Source organism: Cellulomonas avistercoris (genome assembly GCF_014836445.1).
GTDB classification, from domain to species: domain Bacteria; phylum Actinomycetota; class Actinomycetes; order Actinomycetales; family Cellulomonadaceae; genus Cellulomonas; species Cellulomonas avistercoris.
This window is the reverse complement of the sequence record NZ_JACSQV010000008.1, coordinates 154,219-172,397: the sequence shown is the minus strand read 5'-3', so window position 1 is coordinate 172,397 and position 18,179 is coordinate 154,219. Positions and strand designations below refer to the sequence as shown.

At 74.3% G+C, this 18,179-nt stretch carries 17 protein-coding genes; 6 read left to right on the top strand and 11 right to left on the bottom strand.

Annotated features, from left to right (window positions below):
* Nucleotides 1-100: 100 nt before the first annotated feature.
* The 3 genes from H9657_RS11070 to H9657_RS11060 form a co-directional block, all read right to left on the bottom strand.
* Nucleotides 101-919, bottom strand: coding sequence for a hypothetical protein (locus H9657_RS11070; protein ID WP_191783329.1), 819 nt, complete (start codon nt 917-919; stop codon nt 101-103).
* Nucleotides 920-1,094: 175 nt separating this feature from the next.
* Entirely contained in the window at nt 1,095-2,384 is a 1,290-nt protein-coding gene (locus H9657_RS11065; RefSeq protein WP_191783327.1) for a glycoside hydrolase family 3 N-terminal domain-containing protein, read from the bottom strand.
* Between the two features lie 55 nt (nt 2,385-2,439).
* Nucleotides 2,440-2,913, bottom strand: a complete 474-nt coding sequence (locus H9657_RS11060; protein WP_191783325.1) for a MarR family winged helix-turn-helix transcriptional regulator — start codon at nt 2,911-2,913, stop codon at nt 2,440-2,442.
* Between the two features lie 86 nt (nt 2,914-2,999).
* On the opposite strand from H9657_RS11060, the gene H9657_RS11055 reads away from it, so the two are divergent.
* Nucleotides 3,000-3,893 (top strand): alpha/beta fold hydrolase, encoded by an 894-nt coding sequence (locus H9657_RS11055; RefSeq protein ID WP_191783323.1) that lies wholly within the window; start codon nt 3,000-3,002, stop codon nt 3,891-3,893.
* 35 nt (nt 3,894-3,928) lie between these two features.
* Here H9657_RS11055 and H9657_RS11050 read toward each other — a convergent pair whose 3' ends face one another.
* The 4 genes from H9657_RS11050 to H9657_RS11035 form a co-directional block, all read right to left on the bottom strand.
* Entirely contained in the window at nt 3,929-5,557 is a 1,629-nt protein-coding gene (locus tag H9657_RS11050) for an MFS transporter (protein WP_191783321.1), read from the bottom strand.
* 43 nt (nt 5,558-5,600) lie between these two features.
* Complete coding sequence (locus H9657_RS11045; protein ID WP_191783319.1) at nt 5,601-6,893, bottom strand: MFS transporter; 1,293 nt, start codon at nt 6,891-6,893, stop codon at nt 5,601-5,603.
* A gap of 174 nt (nt 6,894-7,067) precedes the next feature.
* Nucleotides 7,068-9,365: an endo-1,4-beta-xylanase gene (locus H9657_RS11040; protein ID WP_191783317.1), complete on the bottom strand. Its 2,298-nt coding sequence runs from the start codon at nt 9,363-9,365 to the stop codon at nt 7,068-7,070.
* A gap of 292 nt (nt 9,366-9,657) precedes the next feature.
* On the bottom strand, nt 9,658-10,233 hold the full coding sequence (locus H9657_RS11035) for an NADPH-dependent F420 reductase (RefSeq protein WP_191783315.1): 576 nt from the start codon (nt 10,231-10,233) through the stop codon (nt 9,658-9,660).
* An 88-nt stretch (nt 10,234-10,321) separates the two neighbouring features.
* On the opposite strand from H9657_RS11035, the gene H9657_RS19400 reads away from it, so the two are divergent.
* A complete protein-coding gene (locus H9657_RS19400; protein WP_263598899.1) occupies nt 10,322-10,447 on the top strand; it encodes a hypothetical protein in 126 nt (41 codons plus the stop codon).
* A 23-nt stretch (nt 10,448-10,470) separates the two neighbouring features.
* Here H9657_RS19400 and H9657_RS11030 read toward each other — a convergent pair whose 3' ends face one another.
* Entirely contained in the window at nt 10,471-10,839 is a 369-nt protein-coding gene (locus H9657_RS11030; protein WP_191783313.1) for a VOC family protein, read from the bottom strand.
* A 61-nt stretch (nt 10,840-10,900) separates the two neighbouring features.
* Here H9657_RS11030 and H9657_RS11025 point away from each other — a divergent pair, with 61 nt between their 5' ends.
* From H9657_RS11025 to H9657_RS11015, 3 genes are all read left to right on the top strand, one after another.
* Nucleotides 10,901-11,359 (top strand): MarR family winged helix-turn-helix transcriptional regulator, encoded by a 459-nt coding sequence (locus H9657_RS11025; RefSeq protein ID WP_191783311.1) that lies wholly within the window; start codon nt 10,901-10,903, stop codon nt 11,357-11,359.
* A gap of 198 nt (nt 11,360-11,557) precedes the next feature.
* Nucleotides 11,558-13,861, top strand: a complete 2,304-nt coding sequence (locus H9657_RS11020; protein ID WP_191783309.1) for a glycoside hydrolase family 9 protein — start codon at nt 11,558-11,560, stop codon at nt 13,859-13,861.
* A gap of 202 nt (nt 13,862-14,063) precedes the next feature.
* The gene (locus tag H9657_RS11015; RefSeq protein ID WP_191783307.1) at nt 14,064-14,621 is read left to right on the top strand and encodes a GNAT family N-acetyltransferase; all 558 of its coding nucleotides are present in this window, start codon (nt 14,064-14,066) and stop codon (nt 14,619-14,621) included.
* Between the two features lie 34 nt (nt 14,622-14,655).
* Here H9657_RS11015 and H9657_RS11010 read toward each other — a convergent pair whose 3' ends face one another.
* Together H9657_RS11010 and H9657_RS11005 are read right to left on the bottom strand one after the other, a co-directional pair.
* The gene (locus tag H9657_RS11010; RefSeq protein WP_191783305.1) at nt 14,656-15,375 is read right to left on the bottom strand and encodes a dienelactone hydrolase family protein; all 720 of its coding nucleotides are present in this window, start codon (nt 15,373-15,375) and stop codon (nt 14,656-14,658) included.
* 190 nt (nt 15,376-15,565) lie between these two features.
* Nucleotides 15,566-16,231 (bottom strand): TetR/AcrR family transcriptional regulator, encoded by a 666-nt coding sequence (locus H9657_RS11005; protein ID WP_191783303.1) that lies wholly within the window; start codon nt 16,229-16,231, stop codon nt 15,566-15,568.
* A gap of 96 nt (nt 16,232-16,327) precedes the next feature.
* Here H9657_RS11005 and H9657_RS11000 point away from each other — a divergent pair, with 96 nt between their 5' ends.
* Entirely contained in the window at nt 16,328-17,227 is a 900-nt protein-coding gene (locus tag H9657_RS11000; RefSeq protein WP_191783301.1) for an SDR family NAD(P)-dependent oxidoreductase, read from the top strand.
* Here the strand turns inward: H9657_RS11000 and H9657_RS10995 are convergent.
* The gene (locus tag H9657_RS10995; protein WP_191783298.1) at nt 17,199-18,140 is read right to left on the bottom strand and encodes a phosphatase PAP2 family protein; all 942 of its coding nucleotides are present in this window, start codon (nt 18,138-18,140) and stop codon (nt 17,199-17,201) included. The genes H9657_RS11000 and H9657_RS10995 overlap by 29 nt on opposite strands.
* Nucleotides 18,141-18,179: the final 39 nt, after the last annotated feature.

The following is an 18,179-nucleotide window of genomic DNA, read 5'->3' as shown; positions in this document are numbered from 1 at the left end:
ACCGGTCAGATCCGGCACACGTGGGGTGTTTTCGGACACTCCTCGCCACGCGTCGTGACGGGACCCGCACACCCCGCCGGGTGAGGGCGGGGACGAGCCCTCAGACCGTCCGACGCCGGCGCGCCAGGACCACGAGCCCGGTACCGGCCAGCAGCGCCGACGCGGCCAGCGCAGTCAGCGGCCCCTCGGCGACGCCCGTGGCGGCGAGCACCACGGGACGCTGTGCGCCACGCGCTGCCTGCGCCGCAGGAGCCGCGGGGGCGGGTGCCGCCGGGGCCGGTGCTGCGGGGGCAGGTGCCGCGGGCACCGCCGGGACGGCCGGGACGACGGGCTGCTGGGCCGCCTGCGCGTCGAGCTCGCGCGCCACGAACTGGCCGCGGACGATGAACTCGCGCAGCTCGGCGGGCGATGCCTCGAGCGCCACCTGCGTCGCCTCCCACAGCGCCGGCGAGGACTCGGGGGTGATGGCGGCCAGGATCCTGGCGGCGGCGAGCTCGTCGTCGGCGTACTGGGCCCTGGGCAGGCCGTTCGTGAGGAACTCCGACCACACGGCCGGGTCGTCGCTGTCCACGGCGGCCTGCACCTCCCGGTCGACGTGCGGCTGCGTCGCCGTGTTGATGAGACGCACCAGGCGGAGGCGCTCGTCGATGTGGAACGCGGGCAGGTACCCGCCGTCGACGAAGACCTTGAGCTCCTCGTCGGTGCCCTCGAGCGCCGCGGTGGCCGCCCGGCGCGTCACCGTCCCGGCCGGGGCCGTCGCGAGGACCTGCTCCGCCCAGGTGCGGTACTCCTCGTCGGTCGTGCCGCTGAACCCCGCCAGCACGAACGCCCGGTGGTCCGCCACCGCGTCCGCGGCAGCCGGCACGGCACCGAGCCCGAGCCCCACCGCCACCAGCAGCGCGACCCCGAACGACCTCATCAGCTTCCGCACAGCACGCACGCCTCTCGTCATCCCCCTGCACCTGACGGTGCGGCACCCGCGCAGAACGAGCAGCCGCGGGGACTCTACCGGTCACGTCCTACCCGTGGGGGTGATCTCGACCCGCTTGTGGATTCCTGGCGCGCCCGGTCCCGGGCGTGCGGCGTGGGCGCGCTCAGGGGACGGCGGTCGGTCCCGCGAGCGTCGGGCGGGCGACGTCGACGCACGACATCGCCACGGGGTCCCCGCCCGCGAGCGCGGTGACGCGAGCGGCCGCCTCGGTGAGCCGCTGCTCGGGGAGCCGCCCGGTCCGCACCGCCTCGACGAGCGCGTCACGCATCCGCACGGCCTGGTGACCGTCGGTCGTCAGGACCGCGTCCGCGCCCGCCGCGACCGCCTCGACGGCGGCTGCCGGGAAGTCCCACCGCAGGTTCACCGCGCCCATGCCGACGGAGTCGGTGATCGCCACCCCCTCGAAGCCCATGTCACGCAGCAGCGCGTAGGCACGGGGGCTCAGCGACGCCGGCCGGTCGGGGTCGAGGGCCGCGTACTGCACGTGGTTGAGCATGATCACCGGCGCACCGGCGTCGATCGCGCTCTGGAAGGGCAGCAGGTCCGTCGCCACGAGCTCGTCGAGCCCGGCGGTCACGAGCGAGGACGTCGCGTGCGAGTCGACGGTCGAGCGGCCGTGCCCCGGGAAGTGCTTCATCGTGGGCAGGACGCCCGCGTCGGTGAGGCCCCGGGCGTACGCGAGCCCGTAGCCGGCGGCCGTGGCGGGGTCGGCGCTGAACGACCGGTCGCCGATCACTCCCCCGGCCGGGCCGCCGTCGAGGTCGAGGACGGGCGCGAGGTCGAGGTCGACGCCGACCGACGCGAGCGCCGCGCCCGTGGCGGCGGCACGCTGGCGCACGGCCTCGGGGGTGTCACGCTCCGCCATCCGCCGCGGCGACGGCCCCGCGCCGACGACGTCACGCATGAGCGCGACCCGGCCGGACTCCTCGTCGGTCGACACGAGCAGGGGCCGGCCCGCGGCGGCGCGCAGGCCCTCCGACAGGCCCGCCACCTGCTGGGCCGTGACGACGTTCGACTCGGACAGGAACACGCCACCGACGCCGAGCGCGACGACCTCCCGCGCGAGCGGTTCCGTGGCGGTGCGCACGTCCGGCAGGCCCACGACGAGCGTCGCCGCGGCGCGCTGCTCCAGCGGCGCGGGGACGCACGCGGGCGTGGGGGTCGGCGTCGGCGTCGGGGTGGGGGCTCCCGCACGCACCGCCGGACGCGCGACGGTCTCGTCCTGCGCGCCGTCGACGGCGACCGAGGTCAGCGCGCCCGCACCGAGGCACACGACCGCGAGACCGGCGAGGGCCACGCCGCGGGCGCGTGCCGCATGCGGCGAGCGACGCGCGTGCCGTGGCGCGGCGTCGTCGGCACCCTCGGAGGGTGCGACGGGCGGTGGGGGCGTCACCCTCGGCAGGCTATGTCGGGGCGCCGCCGCCGGCCTCCCGAGCGCGGGAGCGCGCCTACGCGCCGGGGGCGCTCGCGTCCCAGCCGGGGCTGTCGATGCGGATGGCGTCGTCGCCGACGAACCGCCGGAGCGTGTCCTCGAGCGCCGCGACGGACGCGGCCCCGGCCTGCTGCTCCCACTGCGCGCGCAGGTCGGCGAAGACGGTTTCCCCCTCGCGCAGCAGCGACCGTCCGTGGTCGGTGACGTGCAGCCGCGTGCGACGTCCGTCGGCGGGGTCGGGCTCGCGCGCCACGTAGCCGCGCTCGGCGAGCGTCGCGATCGTCTTGGCCGCCGCCTGCTTGCTGACCGACATCGCGCGCCCGAGCTCCGAGGCGCTGTCGGCCCCCGCGAGGATCGCGCGGAGCGCGAAGTCGTGGACGGGACGCACGTCCTCGTGCCCGCGTCGTGCCAGCTCCACGGTGGCCCGTTCCGCCAGGGTGCGGAAGCCCGCGAGGAGCAGGAGCGCCAGGTCGGCCCCGGATCTGGACATGGCGTCAGCGTAGCGGCGCCATTGACTTCGACAACCTTGTTGTCTACGTTGATGGACAACCTGGTTGCCTATCGAGGAGCGCCACCATGACCGTCGTCCGCCCTGCCGGTGCCACCCTCCCCGGCGTGACGCACCACCTCACCGACGTCGCCGGCACACGCCTGCACCACGTCGCGGCCGGTACGGCCGGGTCCCCGGTCCTGCTGGTCCACGGGTGGCCCGAGACGTGGTGGGCCTTCCGCCGGCTCATCCCCCTGCTCGCCGGGACGCACCGCGTCCACGCGGTCGACCTGCGCGGCTTCGGCGACTCCGCCACCGCCGGCACGGCGGACGGCGCGGACGTCATGACGCAGGACCTGCACCACCTGATCGACCACCTGGGCCTCGGCCCGGTCCACCTGCTGACCCAGGACGTCAGCGGCATGCTCGGCTTCCGCCTGGCCGCGACCCACCCCGACGACGTCCTGAGCCTGACCGCCGTCGAGTCGACCCTGCCGGGGTACGGGCTCGAGCGGCTCGCCGACGTCGCCGCGGGCGGCTCGTGGCACGTCGGGTTCCTCGGCGCCCCCGGCATCCCGTCCCTGCTGCTGCCGGGCCGTGAGCGCGAGCTGCTGGCGGGGTGGGCCCTGCCGATGATGAACGGGACCCCGGGGGCCGTCACCGCGACGGACGTCGACGAGTTCGTGCGCTCCTTCTCCCGCCCCGGCGCCTGGCGGGGCACCGAGGGGCTGTACCGGTCGGCCCTGGCGGACGGCGCGACGATCAGGACGCTGGCCGGCGAGCGGCCGCTCACCGTCCCCGTGCTCACGGTCGACGGCGTCAGCGCCCCCGTCACCGCGTCCACGTTCCGCCAGGTCAGCGCGGGGGACGTGACGTCCGTGCACGTCGAGGGGGTCGGGCACCTGGTCGCCCAGGAGGCCCCGGAGCGGCTCGCGGCAGCGCTGCTGGCGCTCGCGGCGCGGGTCGACGGCTCACGCTGACCCGTCGACCCTGCGTCGAGGCCGCCGCGCGCGCCTCAGCTCCGGGTGCTGCGGCGCTTGCGCCCGCGGGGCGGGTCACCGGCGGCGGACGTCCGGCTCTCCGGGGGCGCCTGGTCCGCGGCGCGGTGCGGCAGCGCGAACGTCACCGCGACACCCACCAGCAGGACGCCCGCGGCGATGCCCGTCGTGATGCGGCTCGCCTGGACGAGCGCCTGCTCGGCCTCGGTCGCGGCGTCGGCGGTCACGGGGTCGGCCGCGAGCGCGGGGATCCCGGCACCGGCCGAGTCGTGGACGACCTCGACGACCTGCTCCTGCGCGGCCGGCGGCAGGGCCGAGTCCTCCAGGCGGGCCTGGGTCTGCGCCGTCATGGTGGTGATGAGCAGACCGCCGAGCAGCGCGACGCCGAGCGCGGAGCCGAGCTGACGGACCGTCGTCTGGAAGCCCGACGCCTGGCCGCTCTCCGCGACCGGGACGTCGACCAGGATGACGCTGGTCAGCTGCGCGGTCGCCATGCCGACGCCCACGCCGTAGACGAACAGCCAGGCCGCGACGACCGCCCCGGACAGCGTCGTGCTCAGCGTCAGCGCCAGGCCGCCGATCGCGACGGCCTCCAGCACCAGGCCCGTGCGCACGACCCTCGTCTGACCGAGGCGCGCGGACAGCCGCGGCGTCGCACCGGAGACGAGGAACGTGCCCAGGGCGAGCCACAGCAGGATCCAGCCGGTCCCGAGGGCGGAGTAGCCGAGCGCGCCCTGCAGCAGCAGGGGCAGCGTGAACAGCAGGCCGAACTCGCCCAGGGCCACGATGAGCGCCGCGATGATGCCGTAGCGGAACGACGGGATGCCCAGCAGGCCGAGGTCGACCAGCGCGACCTTGCCCAGCCGCACGCGGCGGCGCTCCACGACGACGAAGGCCGCGACGAGCGCCACGCCGAGCGCGAGCGCGACCGGCACGGGCGACAGGTCGCCCGCCGCGGTCTGCCACCAGCCGTAGTAGTCGCCCTCGATGAGCGCGAAGACGATGCCGGCCAGGCCGATGCTCGACAGCAGCACGCCGGGCACGTCCGCACCGCGCTGCAGGCTGGTGTCCCGCGTCTCGTCCAGCGTCCTGGCGATGCCGACGAGCGCGAGCAGGCCGAACGGGATGTTCAGCCAGAACGCCCACCGCCACGACACGTCGGTGGCCAGCCAGCCGCCGATGAGCGGGCCCACGGCCGCCATGCCGCCGATCGTCGAGCCCCAGATGGCGAAGGCGATGCCGCGCGCACGGCCCGTGAACATCGCGTTGAGCGTCGACAGGGTGCTGGGCAGGACCATGGCCGCACCCAGGCCCTGCACGAGCCGCGAGGCGATGAGCAGCGCGGGCGTCGTGGCCGCACCGGCGCCGAGGCTCGCGAGCATGAAGACGACGAGGCCGATCGCGTACAGCCGCTTGCGGCCGTACAGGTCGCCGATCCGCCCGACCGTCAGCATGAGCGAGGCGAAGACCAGCGAGTAGATGGCGTTCATCCACTGCGCGCCGGCGGCGTCGAGCCCCAGGTCCTCGATGACGACGGGGAGGGCGACGTTGACGATCGTCGCGTCCATGATGACGAGAGAGACACCCAGGGACAGGGTGCCCATCGCGAGCCACTGGCGGCGGGTGATGACGGACGGCTCGGTCATGCTGTGCTCCTCGGTTCGCCGGTCGTGCACCGACGCCTCGATCCTACTTTGTCGACACGGTGTCGGGAAAATCGAGGACCGCATCGGGAGCCACGACCGACGCCGCCCGACGACCCGTGCGCAGCCCGAACCCGGCGGCGACGCCGAGCACGCCCGCCGCCGCGGCGGGCCAGAACACGTGCGTCAGCGAGCCCGCGAGCGCGCCGGCGGCGGCCGCTCCCCCGGAGACGCCGAGCACCAGCGCCGTGGCCAGCAGCGCCATCGTCGACGCGACGAGCCCCGGCGGCGCCACCTGCTCGGCGCGGGCGTAGCCGCTGACGAGCAGCGTCCCGGCACCGACCCCGAGCACGACCGCCCACGCCGCCGCGCCCCCGGCGCCGGGCAGCGCCGCGAGCCCCAGTGCGCCGACCAGCACCGCGACGCCCCCGGCGACGACGCGCGCGGCGACGCTCCCGCGACGGACGGTCCGGGACAGCGCCAGGCTCGCGATCCCGCTGCCGACCCCCGCGCACGCGTACACCAGACCCGTGAGCTCCTCGGTGCCGCGCGCGGCGTTCAGGGCCGTGAGCCCGGTCTGCGTGGCGCCGAACGCGATGCCGACCGCGAGGCACGCGAGCATCGGCGCCAGGAGCGGGCGCAGGTCGAGCCGCGCGACCGACTGCGACGTCCCGACGTCCGTGCGGGTGCGCCGGGGCCACGCGGCGCGGTCCGTCCACAGGTACGCGGCGAAGGCGCCCTGCCCCACGACGGCGAGGCCGACGAGGACCCACAGCGCCGGCACGGGGCCGAGCAGCGCGACCAGCAGGCCCGCGGCCACGGGCCCGACGACGAACCCGAGCTCGTCCGCGGCCACCTCGTAGCCCAGCGCGCGGCGGACCAGGTCCGGCCCGCCGCTGCGCCGGGCCAGGTGCGACCAGCGGGAGCGGGCGATGGACCCGACCTGCGGGTTCGCCGCCCCGACGACCGCCGCGCACAGCAGCAGGAGCCACGGCGCAGCGTCCTGCGTGGTCGCCACGAGGACGGCCAGCAGGCCGGTGACCTGCACGGCGGTCGCCACGGCGACGACCGGCAGCGGTCCCCACCGGTCGACGCCGCGCCCGATCAAGGGGGCGCCGACGGCGGTGCCGATGCCGACGGCCGCGACGGTCGCGCCGCCGAGCCCGACGCCCAGGCCGGACGAGGCCACGAACATCAGCAGGCCCAGCTGGATCATCGAGGACGGGATGCGCCCGGCCAGGGCGGTGACGAGGAAGGGCAGACCGCCGGCGGCGGGCAACGAGAGGCGGGCTGCGGGGGCGCCGCTGGGCGCGCGCGAGGGCGCGAGCTGGTCGGTCAAGGTGGGTGCTCCGGGGGTGCGTCGGTGACCCGTGCGCCCCACCCCACACACGGAAGACTGCCCCTGAGCTGCTACCAGGGTACGACGGCTCCGGGACTGCGTCCCGGGGGCACGGCGTGACGTGCGCCCGGCCGATGCACCCGCGGGCGGCCCCCCCCCGGGCCCCGCGCGCCCTCAGCCGCAGGAGGCCCCCGCGTGGCCGGCCTGGTAGCTCGTCAGCGCCGGCTGCCAGCTGACCACGGTCGCACCCGTGACCCGCAGGTTCCCCGCGGCCACGCTCGCGCCGGGCGCGGTCCACGTCCGCTCGAACGACGCCCCGGGCATGAGCAGGCGGCCCGAGACCGACCACCAGGGCGTCGCCGCGGCGACGAGCACCGGCACGCGCTCGTCGTTGCGGACGTGCACGGTGACGCGCGGGCGGCCGGCGACGCACTCGGCGGTGGCCGACACGGACAGCGAGACCTCGCGCGGCGTGCCCGGCAGCACGCTCGGCGTGACCGGCACCGACGCCGCGGACGGCTCGGAGTCGCCCGCCGCGTTCGTCGCGACCACCGTGAACGTGTACGCCCGGCCGTCGGTCAGGCCGGTGACCAGGCAGGACGCGGCGTCGGTCGTGCACGTCGCGCCGCCCGGTGCGGCGGTGACGGTCGACACCGTGACGGGGCTGCCGCCGTCGTCGGCCGGGGGCGTCCAGGACACCGTCGCGGAGCCGTGCCCGGCGACCGCGGAGACGGCCGTCGGCGCCGCGGGGGCGCTCGCCGGCGGGACGACCGCGGCCGGCCACGTCACCAGGACCTCGTCACCGCCGTCGGCGACCTTCTCGACCTTGATCGTGTTGACCGAGAACGCGTTGCCGCCCGCGCCCCCGCGGATGCCGATGTTGCCGATGAGGCCGTCGGCGGGCTGGTCGCCGTCGAGCGTGATCTCGGTGACCAGGTCGTAGCTGCCCATGTTGACCATGCCGCTGTTGAAGTAGGCGGGGATGTGGGTGGCGACCTGGCCGGCGGCGTACGGGTGGGCGTTGACCGCGGCACCGTCGGCGCTGGTGTAGCCGCCGTTGGTGTTGTCCCGGACCCAGCGGACGCGGATCGCCGTCGTGCCCTTGGCGGTGTAGTTGACGGTCACGCGGTACGTCGAGCCCGGCTCGGGACGGAAGGCCACCTCGCCGTCGTCGGTCGTGGACCACGGCCACGCCTCGGCGTCGTCGCCCAGGACGATGTTGGCGCCGCTCCACGAGTCGCCGGCGGACGTGTCGAACACGTGCACGCCCGGCACGGGCGGGCGCTCCTCGCCGCCGGAGGTGTCGATGTACTCGTGCGTCGCGAGGAACTGCTCGGGGTACAGGATGCCGAGCAGCGCGAGCTTGGCGTTGCCGTCGTAGTCGTAGGGCATGGCGAACTCGCCGCCCTTCCAGCCGGTGGCGACGTCCCGCACGCCCGCGAGCTTCACGGCGGTGACGACGTGCGGGTTGCTCGTCGTGTTGCCGGGGCCTGCCGCGTAGTCGCGGTAGACCGAGAAGAGCTCGGCGTACTTCATGCCCTGGTTGTTCTCGTTCTCGGGCGTCAGCTCGCCCGGCGGCAGCGCGATGTCCATCTCGGTCACGTTGACCTCGACGTTGCCGAGGGTCGCGAAGAGCCGGATGTTCTCCTCGACCGCCGTCACGTCGGTCGCCAGGTTGTAGTGGCCCTGCATGCCGATGACCTCGATGAGCGGCTTGCCGCCCGGGCGCAGGCCGGCGTGGCGCTCGTTGATGTCCTTGACCATCTCGTAGACGACCCGCGCCTTGGCCGGGGAGTCCAGGCCGAAGTCGTTGTACGTGAGCTTGACGTCCCAGCCGTTGGCGTCGACGACCTCGGCCGCCTTGAGGAACGCGAGCTCGACCCAGTCGGCGCCCAGCGCCTGGTACCAGCCCTCGCCCTTGGCCAGCGAGCCGCGCCAGTCGGCCGGGTTCGCGGTGCCGACGGCCTCGTTCACGACGTCGATCGCGACCAGGCGCTCACCGAAGTGCCCGAGGACGGCCTCGATGTGGGTGTGGAGGTTCTCGAGCGCCACGGCGCTGTCGAACGTGCCGGGCTGGTCGAACCGGGCGGGGGGTGCGTCCCACATCCACGTCGGAGTCTGCGAGTGCCACGCCAGGGTGTGCCCGTACAGCGCGAGGTCCGGGTTGCGGGTCGTGTACCGCGCGAAGGCAGCCTCGGCGGGGTCGAAGGTGAAGACGCCCTTCTCGCGCTGCGTGCTCTCGGGCTTCATCTCGTTGCCCGGCGTGTAGGACGCGTAGTTGTAGACCAGGCCGTCGACCTCGCCGGCGCCGAAGATGCCGAACGAGAAGTGGTCCTCGTAGACCTCCTTCATCGGCGGGTAGTGCTCGAAGGTCTGCCCGCTGGGCGGGAGCTCGGGCTCGGTCGCCGCGAGCGCGGGGTGGGCGGGCCCCAGCGCGGCGACCGTCAGGACGCCCGCGAGCAGCGTGGCCATCGTGGGCCTGATCGCCCTGCGCCCGGACGGGGCAGCCCTGCGGGGCCTCGCTCCTGCGGTAGCCGTGACGTCCGGTCGCGCACGCGACATGGGATCCCCTCCAGGGCTTCCCCGGCGCACCGTTGCGCCGGGGGTGGCAGTGGCAAACGTTCTCTGTCGAGAACGTCCCGAACCTAGCGGGGTCGGCACGGAGGCTGTCAAGGGTGGCCGCGACGGGCTCGTCCGCGAGCGGGCGCTGCACGCCCTTCCCTCCCCCACGGTGCAGGGCGGGGCGGGCGCGCAGCGCACCGGGTCAGGAGACGACCGCGAGACCTGCCGTCCAGGCGATCTTCTCGCCGGCGGCCAGGGTCAGCTGCAGGAAGCCGACCGCCTCCAGCTCGCGGGCGCGCTTGAGCGAGCCCGCGTCGAGGGCACGGACGCCCCCGGAGGTGACGACGTCGACGAGCAGCGCCTTGGCCTGCGCGTCGTCGCCCGCGACGAGGACGGTCGTGGGCACGTCACCGACGGTGCCCGAGGCGAGCGTCGCGGCGAAGTTGGTGTTGAACGCCTTGAGCACGCGCGACTGCGGCAGGGCCGCGGCGAGCTCGACCGCCGCGGAGCCGTCGGCCGGGACGACGAGCGAGTCGAAGGTCTCGAAGTCGACCGGGTTGGTGATGTCGACGACGACCCGCCCGGCGAGCTGCTCGGCCCGCTGCGCGGCGATGTCCGTGAGCGCGGCGTAGGGCACGGCGAGGACCACGAGCTCCCCGGTGACGGCCTCGCCGGTGTCCGTGTGGGCGAGGGCCTGGACCGAGTGGCCACCCTTGGCGGCGAGGGCGGCGATGGCCTGCCCCATGTTGCCGGTGCCGATGATCGTGACGTGTGCCATGAGGAGCTCCCCGAGTCGATTGGTTGTTGCGTCAACGTTGACGTTACGCCACATTGGTTGATGGCACAACTATGAGCTGCGGTCGGCGGTGGCGGCCGGGATCGACTGCGCGGTCGTGGACAACCACTTCACCGGCGGCGGCGACTTCTCGCAGGCGCGGTACCGGGTCGGGACGCTGGGCGAGGTCGTCGACATCGTGCGGGGAACCGGCTGACGTCTCCGGTCCGGTGGGGACGGTCAGGCGCGGTCGTGGAGGGTGATCCGGTAGCCGTCCGGGTCGGCGAAGGTGAAGGTCCGGCCGAAGGGGCCGTCGACCGGTGCGGACACGACGGTGCGGCCGTCGGCGACGAGGGCGTCGTGGATCGCCTCGATGTCGGTGGCGTGGAACCAGATCGCGGTGCCGATGCCGGGCTGCGGCACGGACGCCAGGTCGGTGCCGGGGACGACGTCGCGGAGCGCGAAGGCGATCGGCGTCGTCTCGAAGACGACGGCGTGCGCAGGCCCGGTCGGCGAGCGGACGAGACCGAGGTACTGCTCGTAGAACGCCTGCGAGGCGTCGAGGTCCTGCACCTGGAGCGAGAGGAAGTCGGGGCCGGTCGCGGGCATGGTGGCACTCCTTCATCGGTGTCAGTTTTCTGACACGAGCAACCTATGTCAGAATCCTGACATGGGTCAAGAGGCTGCCGGGATCCACCTCGAGACGTCCCTGGGCTATCTGCTCAAGGAGGCGTCGAGCGCGCTGCGCGTGGCGATGGAGGAGGTGCTGCGGCCGCTCGGGATGACCGTGACGCACTACTCCTGCCTCGAGCTGCTCGCACAACGCCCCGGGCTGTCGAACTCCGACCTCGCGCGCGGCGCGTTCGTGACACGGCAGTCGATGAACGTGCTGGTCCAGGCCCTGGAGCGCGACGGCTACGTGACCAGGTCCGCCGACGCACCGGTCGGCAAGGTCCTGCCCACACGCCTCACCCCGCTCGGCCGCCGGAGCCTGGAGACGGCGAGCGCGGCGGTGCGGTCCGTCGAGCTCAGGATGCTGTCCGGGATGACGGATGCCGAGCAGGCACAGGCCCTCCGGCTCCTGCGGAGCATGGTCCGGTCCCTGCGCGACGGCAGCGACGACAGCTGATCCGCGCCGACCCTGCTCGTCCGGCGTGCCGGGCCCGCGCAGCGTCAGCCCTTAATCGATTCCGAGGTCGCGCGGCCGCCCGGGCGGCCCGGTCCCCGACCTACCGTGACGAGAGTGCTCCGGCGACGGCCGGCCCAGGGTCGGGCCGCGGCAGCCGTGAGCGCCGTCCGCCACGTCGTCCCCCACCTGAGGACCGCCATGTCACCGATCACCCGACGACGCGCGCGGCGCAGCGCCTGGTCCGCCGCCCTCGCGCTCGCCACCGCCCTCACCGTCGCGGGCGTCACCGCACCGACCGCTCTCGCGGCCCCGGACCCCGGCACGCCGGTCAAGGTCAACCAGGTCGCCTACGTGCCCGGCGTCGCCAAGGTCGCGACGCTGGTCAGCACGTCGACCAGCCCGGTCGCGTGGACCCTGCGCGACGCAGGGGGCCGCACCGTCGCCGAGGGCACGTCGACCGTGAAGGGTGCCGACACGCTGTCCGGCGACCGGACGCACCTCATCGACTTCTCGTCCTACGACACCCCCGGCACCGGGTACGTGCTGTCCGCCGGCGGGTCCAGCAGCCTGCCGTTCGACATCTCCGCCGACCCGCTGAAGAAGCTCCGCTACGACGCGCTCGCGTTCTTCTACCACCAGCGCTCGGGCATCGCGATCGAGGCGCAGTACGTCGGCAGCACCTACGCGCGCGCCGCCGGGCACCTGGGCGTCGCGCCCAACCAGGGCGACACGAACGTGCCGTGCCGGCAGTCCTGCGGCTACAGCCTGGACGTGCGCGGCGGCTGGTACGACGCGGGCGACCAGGGCAAGTACGTCGTCAACGGCGGCATCGCGACGTGGCAGCTGCAGAACGCGTACGAGCGGACGCTGCACGTCGAGGGTGCGGACCGCGCCGCCCTGGGCGACGGCAGGGCCGCGATCCCCGAGCGCGCCAACGGCGCACCCGACGTGCTCGACGAGGCCCGGTGGGAGCTCGAGTTCCTGCTGCGCATGCAGGTGCCCGCCGGCCGCACCGACGCCGGCATGGTGCACCACAAGATGCACGACGAGAACTGGACGGGCATCCCGACGATCCCGTCGCAGGACGCCCAGCGCCGCATCCTCGCGCCCGTCAGCACCGCCGCGACCCTCAACATGGCGGCCGTCGCCGCGCAGGCGTCGCGCCTGTGGGAGTCGTACGACCCGACGTTCTCCGCCAAGGCCCTGGCGGCCGCGCGGACCGCGTACGCCGCGGCCAAGGCCAACCCGAACCGCATCGCGTCGAGCACCGACGGCACGGGCGGCGGCGCCTACAGCGACGCGTCGGTGACCGACGAGTTCTACTGGGCCGCGGCCGAGCTGTTCGCCACGACCGGTGAGTCGTCCTACCGCGCCGACGTCACCGGCTCGTCGTTCTACAAGGGCGTGAGCTTCGCGCAGCGCGGCTACGACTGGGGCTGGACCGGGGGCATGGGCGACACGACGCTCGCGCTCGTCCCGACGGACCTGCCCGCGGCCGACGTGGCCGCGACGCGCTCCGCGATCGTCTCGTTCGCCGACGCCGCCCTGACGCGCCTCGCGAACCAGGCGTACCCGGCGCCCAACAACGCCGGCAGCGTCTACTACTGGGGCTCGAACGGCCAGGTCGCGAACAACGCCAACGCGCTCGCCCTCGCGTACGACTTCACCGGCCAGGCGAGGTACCGGACCGCCGTGTACGGCGCGCTCGACTACTTCCTGGGCCGCAACCCGCTGAACCAGTCGTACGTGGCGGGCTACGGCGAGAAGGCCGTGCGCAACGTGCACCACCGCTTCTGGGCCAACCAGAACGACTCCTCGCTGCCGATCGCGCCGCCCGGGTCGTTCTCCGGCGGTCCCAACAGCGAGCTGCAGGACCCGGTCGCGGCCGCCGAGCTCGCCGGCTGCGCGGCGCAGAAGTGCTTCGTCGACGACATCGAGGCGTACTCCGTCAACGAGGTCGCGATCAACTGGAACTCCGCGCTGGTCTGGCTCACCGCGTGGGCGGCCGAGCAGGCGGGCGGGGCGACGCCGACGCCCACCCCGACGCCCACGCCCACGCCCAGCGTCACTCCGACACCCACGGTCACGCCGACGCCGACACCCACGCCCACGCCGACCCCTAGCCCGACCATCACGCCCACGCCCAGCGTCACCCCCACCCCGTCGCCCACGCCCACCCCGACGACGTCGGCGGCCTGCCGGGTGACGTACTCGGCGAACTCGTGGGGCTCGGGCTTCACCGCCTCGATCACCCTGACCAACACCGGTTCGACCGCGTGGTCGTCGTGGCAGCTCGGCTTCACGTTCCCGGGTGACCAGAAGGTCACCCAGGGCTGGAGCGCGACCTACGGCCAGACGGGCGCCGCGGTCACCGTGACCAACGCCGCCTGGAACGGCTCGCTGGCCGCAGGCGGGTCGACGAGCATCGGCTTCAACGGCTCGTACAGCGGCACCAACGCCGCACCCACCGGGTTCACGGTCAACGGGGCCCCCTGCTCCTGACCCGGACGGCCCGGGGCGTCCCCCGGAGTCGACGGCGGCCGCCGGTCCCCAGGACCGGCGGCCGCGGGGCCTCCGGCCGGGGGGCCGTCGCACCTCCACGCACACCTGCGGGAAGTGGTCACACGTGCGACCACTTCCCCGGCCAGTGCCGCGCATCTGTGACCACTCCCACGTCAGCCGCGCGTCCGCGTAGGGTGCCCCGATGACCCCCGAACGTCGGACCGACCGCCTCGTCATGCGCCAGTGGACGGACGCCGACCTCGAGCCGTTCGCCGTGATGAACGCGGACCCCGAGGTCATGGAGCACTTCCCCGCACCGCTGACGCGCGAGGCCAGCGACGCCCTCGCCGCGCGGGCGCGGGCCGGCCTGGAGGCCAACGGGTGGGGCCTGTGGGCGGTCGAGGTCGACGGGCGCTTCGCCGGGTTCACGGGACTGGCCCGCCCGACGTGGGACACGTCGCTCGTCGAGGTCGGGTGGCGGCTCGCCCGCTGGGCGTGGGGTCACGGCTACGCGACCGAAGCCGCACGCGCAGCGCTGGCCGTGGGCTTCGAGGAGGTCGGGCTGACGGAGATCGTGTCGTTCACCGCGGTGGGCAACGAGCGGTCGCGCGCCGTCATGCGGCGGATCGGCATGACGCGTGACCCCGCCGACGACTTCGACTACCCGACCATCCCGCAGGGCCACCCCCTGCGGCGCAGCGTGCTCTACCGCATCCGGTCGTCCTCCTGGACGGGGTCCGGCTCCGGGTCGCAGGCGTGACGACGCGCGAGGCGGGTGTCCCGACGGCCCGGCCTCACCTCAGGTGCCGGTCGTAGAACCGGCACGAGTCCTCGAGCTCGAAGCGCGGCGTGGCCAGGTGCCCGCCCCTGTTCGCGTGCAGCGTCTTCTCGGTGCTGCCGAAGGCGTCGAACAGGTCGAGGGCGCGCTGCCGGGGGTTCCCCTCGTCGTCCCACTGCAGCAGGAGCAGCAGCGGGGCCGTCACGTGCCGCGCGTCCTCGTGCTGGGCGCGAGGGACGTAGCCGCCGGCGTACAGGCAGGCGGCGGCGATCCGCGGCTCGACGGCCGCGAGCCGGATGCCCAGCGCCGCCCACCCGGAGTACCCGACGGGACCCGTGATGCCGGGCAGCTCGAGGAGGGCGTCCAGGGCGGTGCGCCAGTCCGGGACGGCGCCGACGACCAGCGGGCCGACGACGGACTCGAGGAGCTCGTCGGCCGGTTCGCCGGCCCGCACCGCCCGGCGCAGCTCGGCGCGGACCCGCTCGTCGGCCGCGGACCGGGGCCGGTCACCGCACCCCGCCGCGTCGATGGTGGCCACGGCGTAGCCGTGCTCCGCAGCCGTGTACCGCGCCCGGGCCACCAGCCGGGCGTCCGACCTGGGCAGGCCGTTGTTGTGGGCCATCAGGATCAGCGGAGCCGTGGACGGGGGCGTCCACAGCGTCCCGGGAATGTCGCCGAGGAGGAAGTCGCGCTCCAGGACGCCGTCGTCGAGAGCGTGCTCGGAGGTAAGTCGCATGGTCGTACCCTTCGGGAGCCTGCGTGGGCGGGGCTCCCGGACGACCTACCGTCCGACCGTGACGTCGGAGGGGAGCACCCCTGTCGATCCTGCGTCCACGGGTACCACCTCCTCGTCGTCTTGCACGGCTCGTCCACGCTAGCGCTGGTGGCCCGCCACCAGGAAGCCGTTTCGGCGAGGCCGGTCGACCTCACTCCCGCGGCAGCGCCCCCAGGAGGGCCGAGGTGAGGACGACCCGCAGCGCGTCCTGCGGGTCGAGGTGCAGCACGGCCAGCGCAGGCTCGTCGGCGTAGGCGGCCAGGACGCTGGGCGGCGGGGGCGCGTACGTCGACAGGGCTCCCGCCGACACCAGGGTCGTCAGGCAGAAGAGCTGCGCGCCGTCGCCGAGCTCGGGAACGTGGCGACGCACGAGGTCGGACATGGTCTCCAGCAGCGCGAGCGAGGTCCGCTTGTGGCGCTTGACCACGTCGACCGAGACGTTGTGCTCCAGGACGCCGCCCTGCGCGCCGAAGAGGTCGCACAGCGCCGTGCGGGCGGCGAGCGAGCGGCTGAGGACGTCGGCGAGCTGGCGCGCCCTCACCTCGGGCGCCGCGTCGGGTTCGACGTCCGCGGCCAGCTCGTCCGCCAGGTCGGCGAGCCAGTCCGCGAGGAAGTCGTCCAGCAGGTCGAGCAGGACGGCCTCGCGCGACTCGAAGTACCGCAGCACGTTCGACTTGGCCAGGCCCACGCGGCGGCTGAGCTCGTTGAGGCTGACGCCGGCCACGGGCATCTCGTCGAGCATCGTCGCCGCCGTGTCGAGGATGGCCCGGCGGCGGACCTCCCGCTGCTCCTCGCTGCGCGCCCGCTGGAACGTCATCGAGCCAGGCTACCGTAAAGAACCAGCGGTCCCTTGTGAAGAGACCACCGGTCTGTTACGTTCCTCGACACGACCCCACGGCGCGAGGAGCACACCATGAGCAGCACCTGGACCGAGCAGGACATCCCCGACCAGGCCGGGCGGGTGGCGGTCGTGACCGGCGCCAACAGCGGGCTGGGCTTCGAGACGGCCCGGATGCTCGCGGAGCACGGTGCGCGCGTGGTCCTGGCCGTCCGCGACGTCGAGAAGGGCAAGCAGGCCGCTGCCCGCATCACCGGCGACGTCGCCGTCCAGGCCCTCGACCTGACGTCCCTCGCGTCGATCCGCTCCGCCGCGGCCGACCTGCGCGCCGCCCACCCGCGCATCGACCTCCTGATCAACAACGCGGGCGTGATGTACACCCCGAAGCAGACGACCGCCGACGGGTTCGAGCTGCAGCTCGGCACCAACCACCTGGGCCACTTCGCGCTCACCGGCCTGCTCCTGGACCGGCTGCTGCCGGTCCCCGGCTCGCGCGTCGTGACGGTCAGCAGCACCGGTCACCGCATCCGCGCCGCCATCCACTTCGACGACCTGCAGTGGGAGCGCTCGTACGACCGCGCCGCCGCCTACGGCCAGGCCAAGCTCGCGAACCTGATGTTCACCTACGAGCTGCAGCGCCGGCTCGCGCCGCACGGCACCACGATCGCGACGGCGGCCCACCCCGGTGTGTCCCGCACCGACCTCGCCCGCAACGCACCCACCGCGCTCAGGGTGCCCCTGACCTGGCTGGCCCCGCTGTTCCAGCCGGCCGAGATGGGCGCCCTGCCCACCCTGCGCGCCGCCACCGACCCGGGCGTCGTCGGCGGGCAGTACTACGGTCCCGGCGGCCGGCGGGAGATCCGTGGGTACCCCCGGCTCGTGACCTCCAGCCCTGCGTCCCACGACCAGGCCACCCAGCAGCGGCTGTGGGCCGTCTCCGAGGAGCTCACGGGAGTGACGTTCCCCGTCGCGTGATGCGCCGCGCCGGGGTCGCGACCTCGAGGCGGTGCCAGCTCCACCACAGCGCCAGCGCGGTGGCGACCGACCCCGAGCCGGCGAGCAGCTGGAAGGCGAGGAACACGTTGTCGTCGGTGACCGGGTCCTGGTCGAGCAGGTCCCCGGTCGCGACCAGCAGGAAGGCGCCCAGGCCGACCCCCACGAGCAGGCTGAGAGCCAGCGGCACGACGACGAGCCAGATCCGCGCACGGTGCCCAGCGGTCTCGACGCGGCGGACCAGTCCCCGCCGGTGCAGCCACAGCGCCGCGAGCGAGGCCACGACGAGGACGATGCCGGCCGACCCGAGCGTGTCGCTCAGCCGGTGCCACTTCGCCGTGATCGTGTACCCGGCGATCGCCACGGCCCAGCTCGCGACGAAGAACATCACCACCCCGCGGGACCGCCACGTCGCGAGCAGCAGCGTGGCCGCGAGCACGCCGAGGGCGATCGTGGTGTGCCCGCTGGGGAAGCTGTTGCCGGTGTAGGCCTCGGACGCCTCGACCAGGGCGGGGCGCGTCAGCACCACCCGCTTGAGGGCCTCGGCGACCAGGAGCGCCACCACCACGGTCCCGAGCGCCGCGGCCGCGAGCGGGACCGAGCGGCGCAGCAGCCCGACGACCGCGATGATCGCGCACGCGACGGCGAGCGAGCCCACGGTGATCCCCGCGAGCGCGTCGTCGGCCTCCGTGCGCGTCGTGGCGGCCACCTGGTCCGCACCGCGCAGCGCGGCGTTCTCCACGGCCTGGCCCGCCGGCGTCAGCACCAGCCCCACGTACGAGGCGACGACCACCAGCAGCCCGACAGCGACGAGCAGCCACCACCGTCGCTCGGGGGCGCGGGCCCTCGACGCGTCGACGTCGTGCTCTGCGGCACGCGTGCTGCCCCCCGTCACGCGACCAGGGTGGCAGAGGCTCCTCGTCGCCGCAGCAGG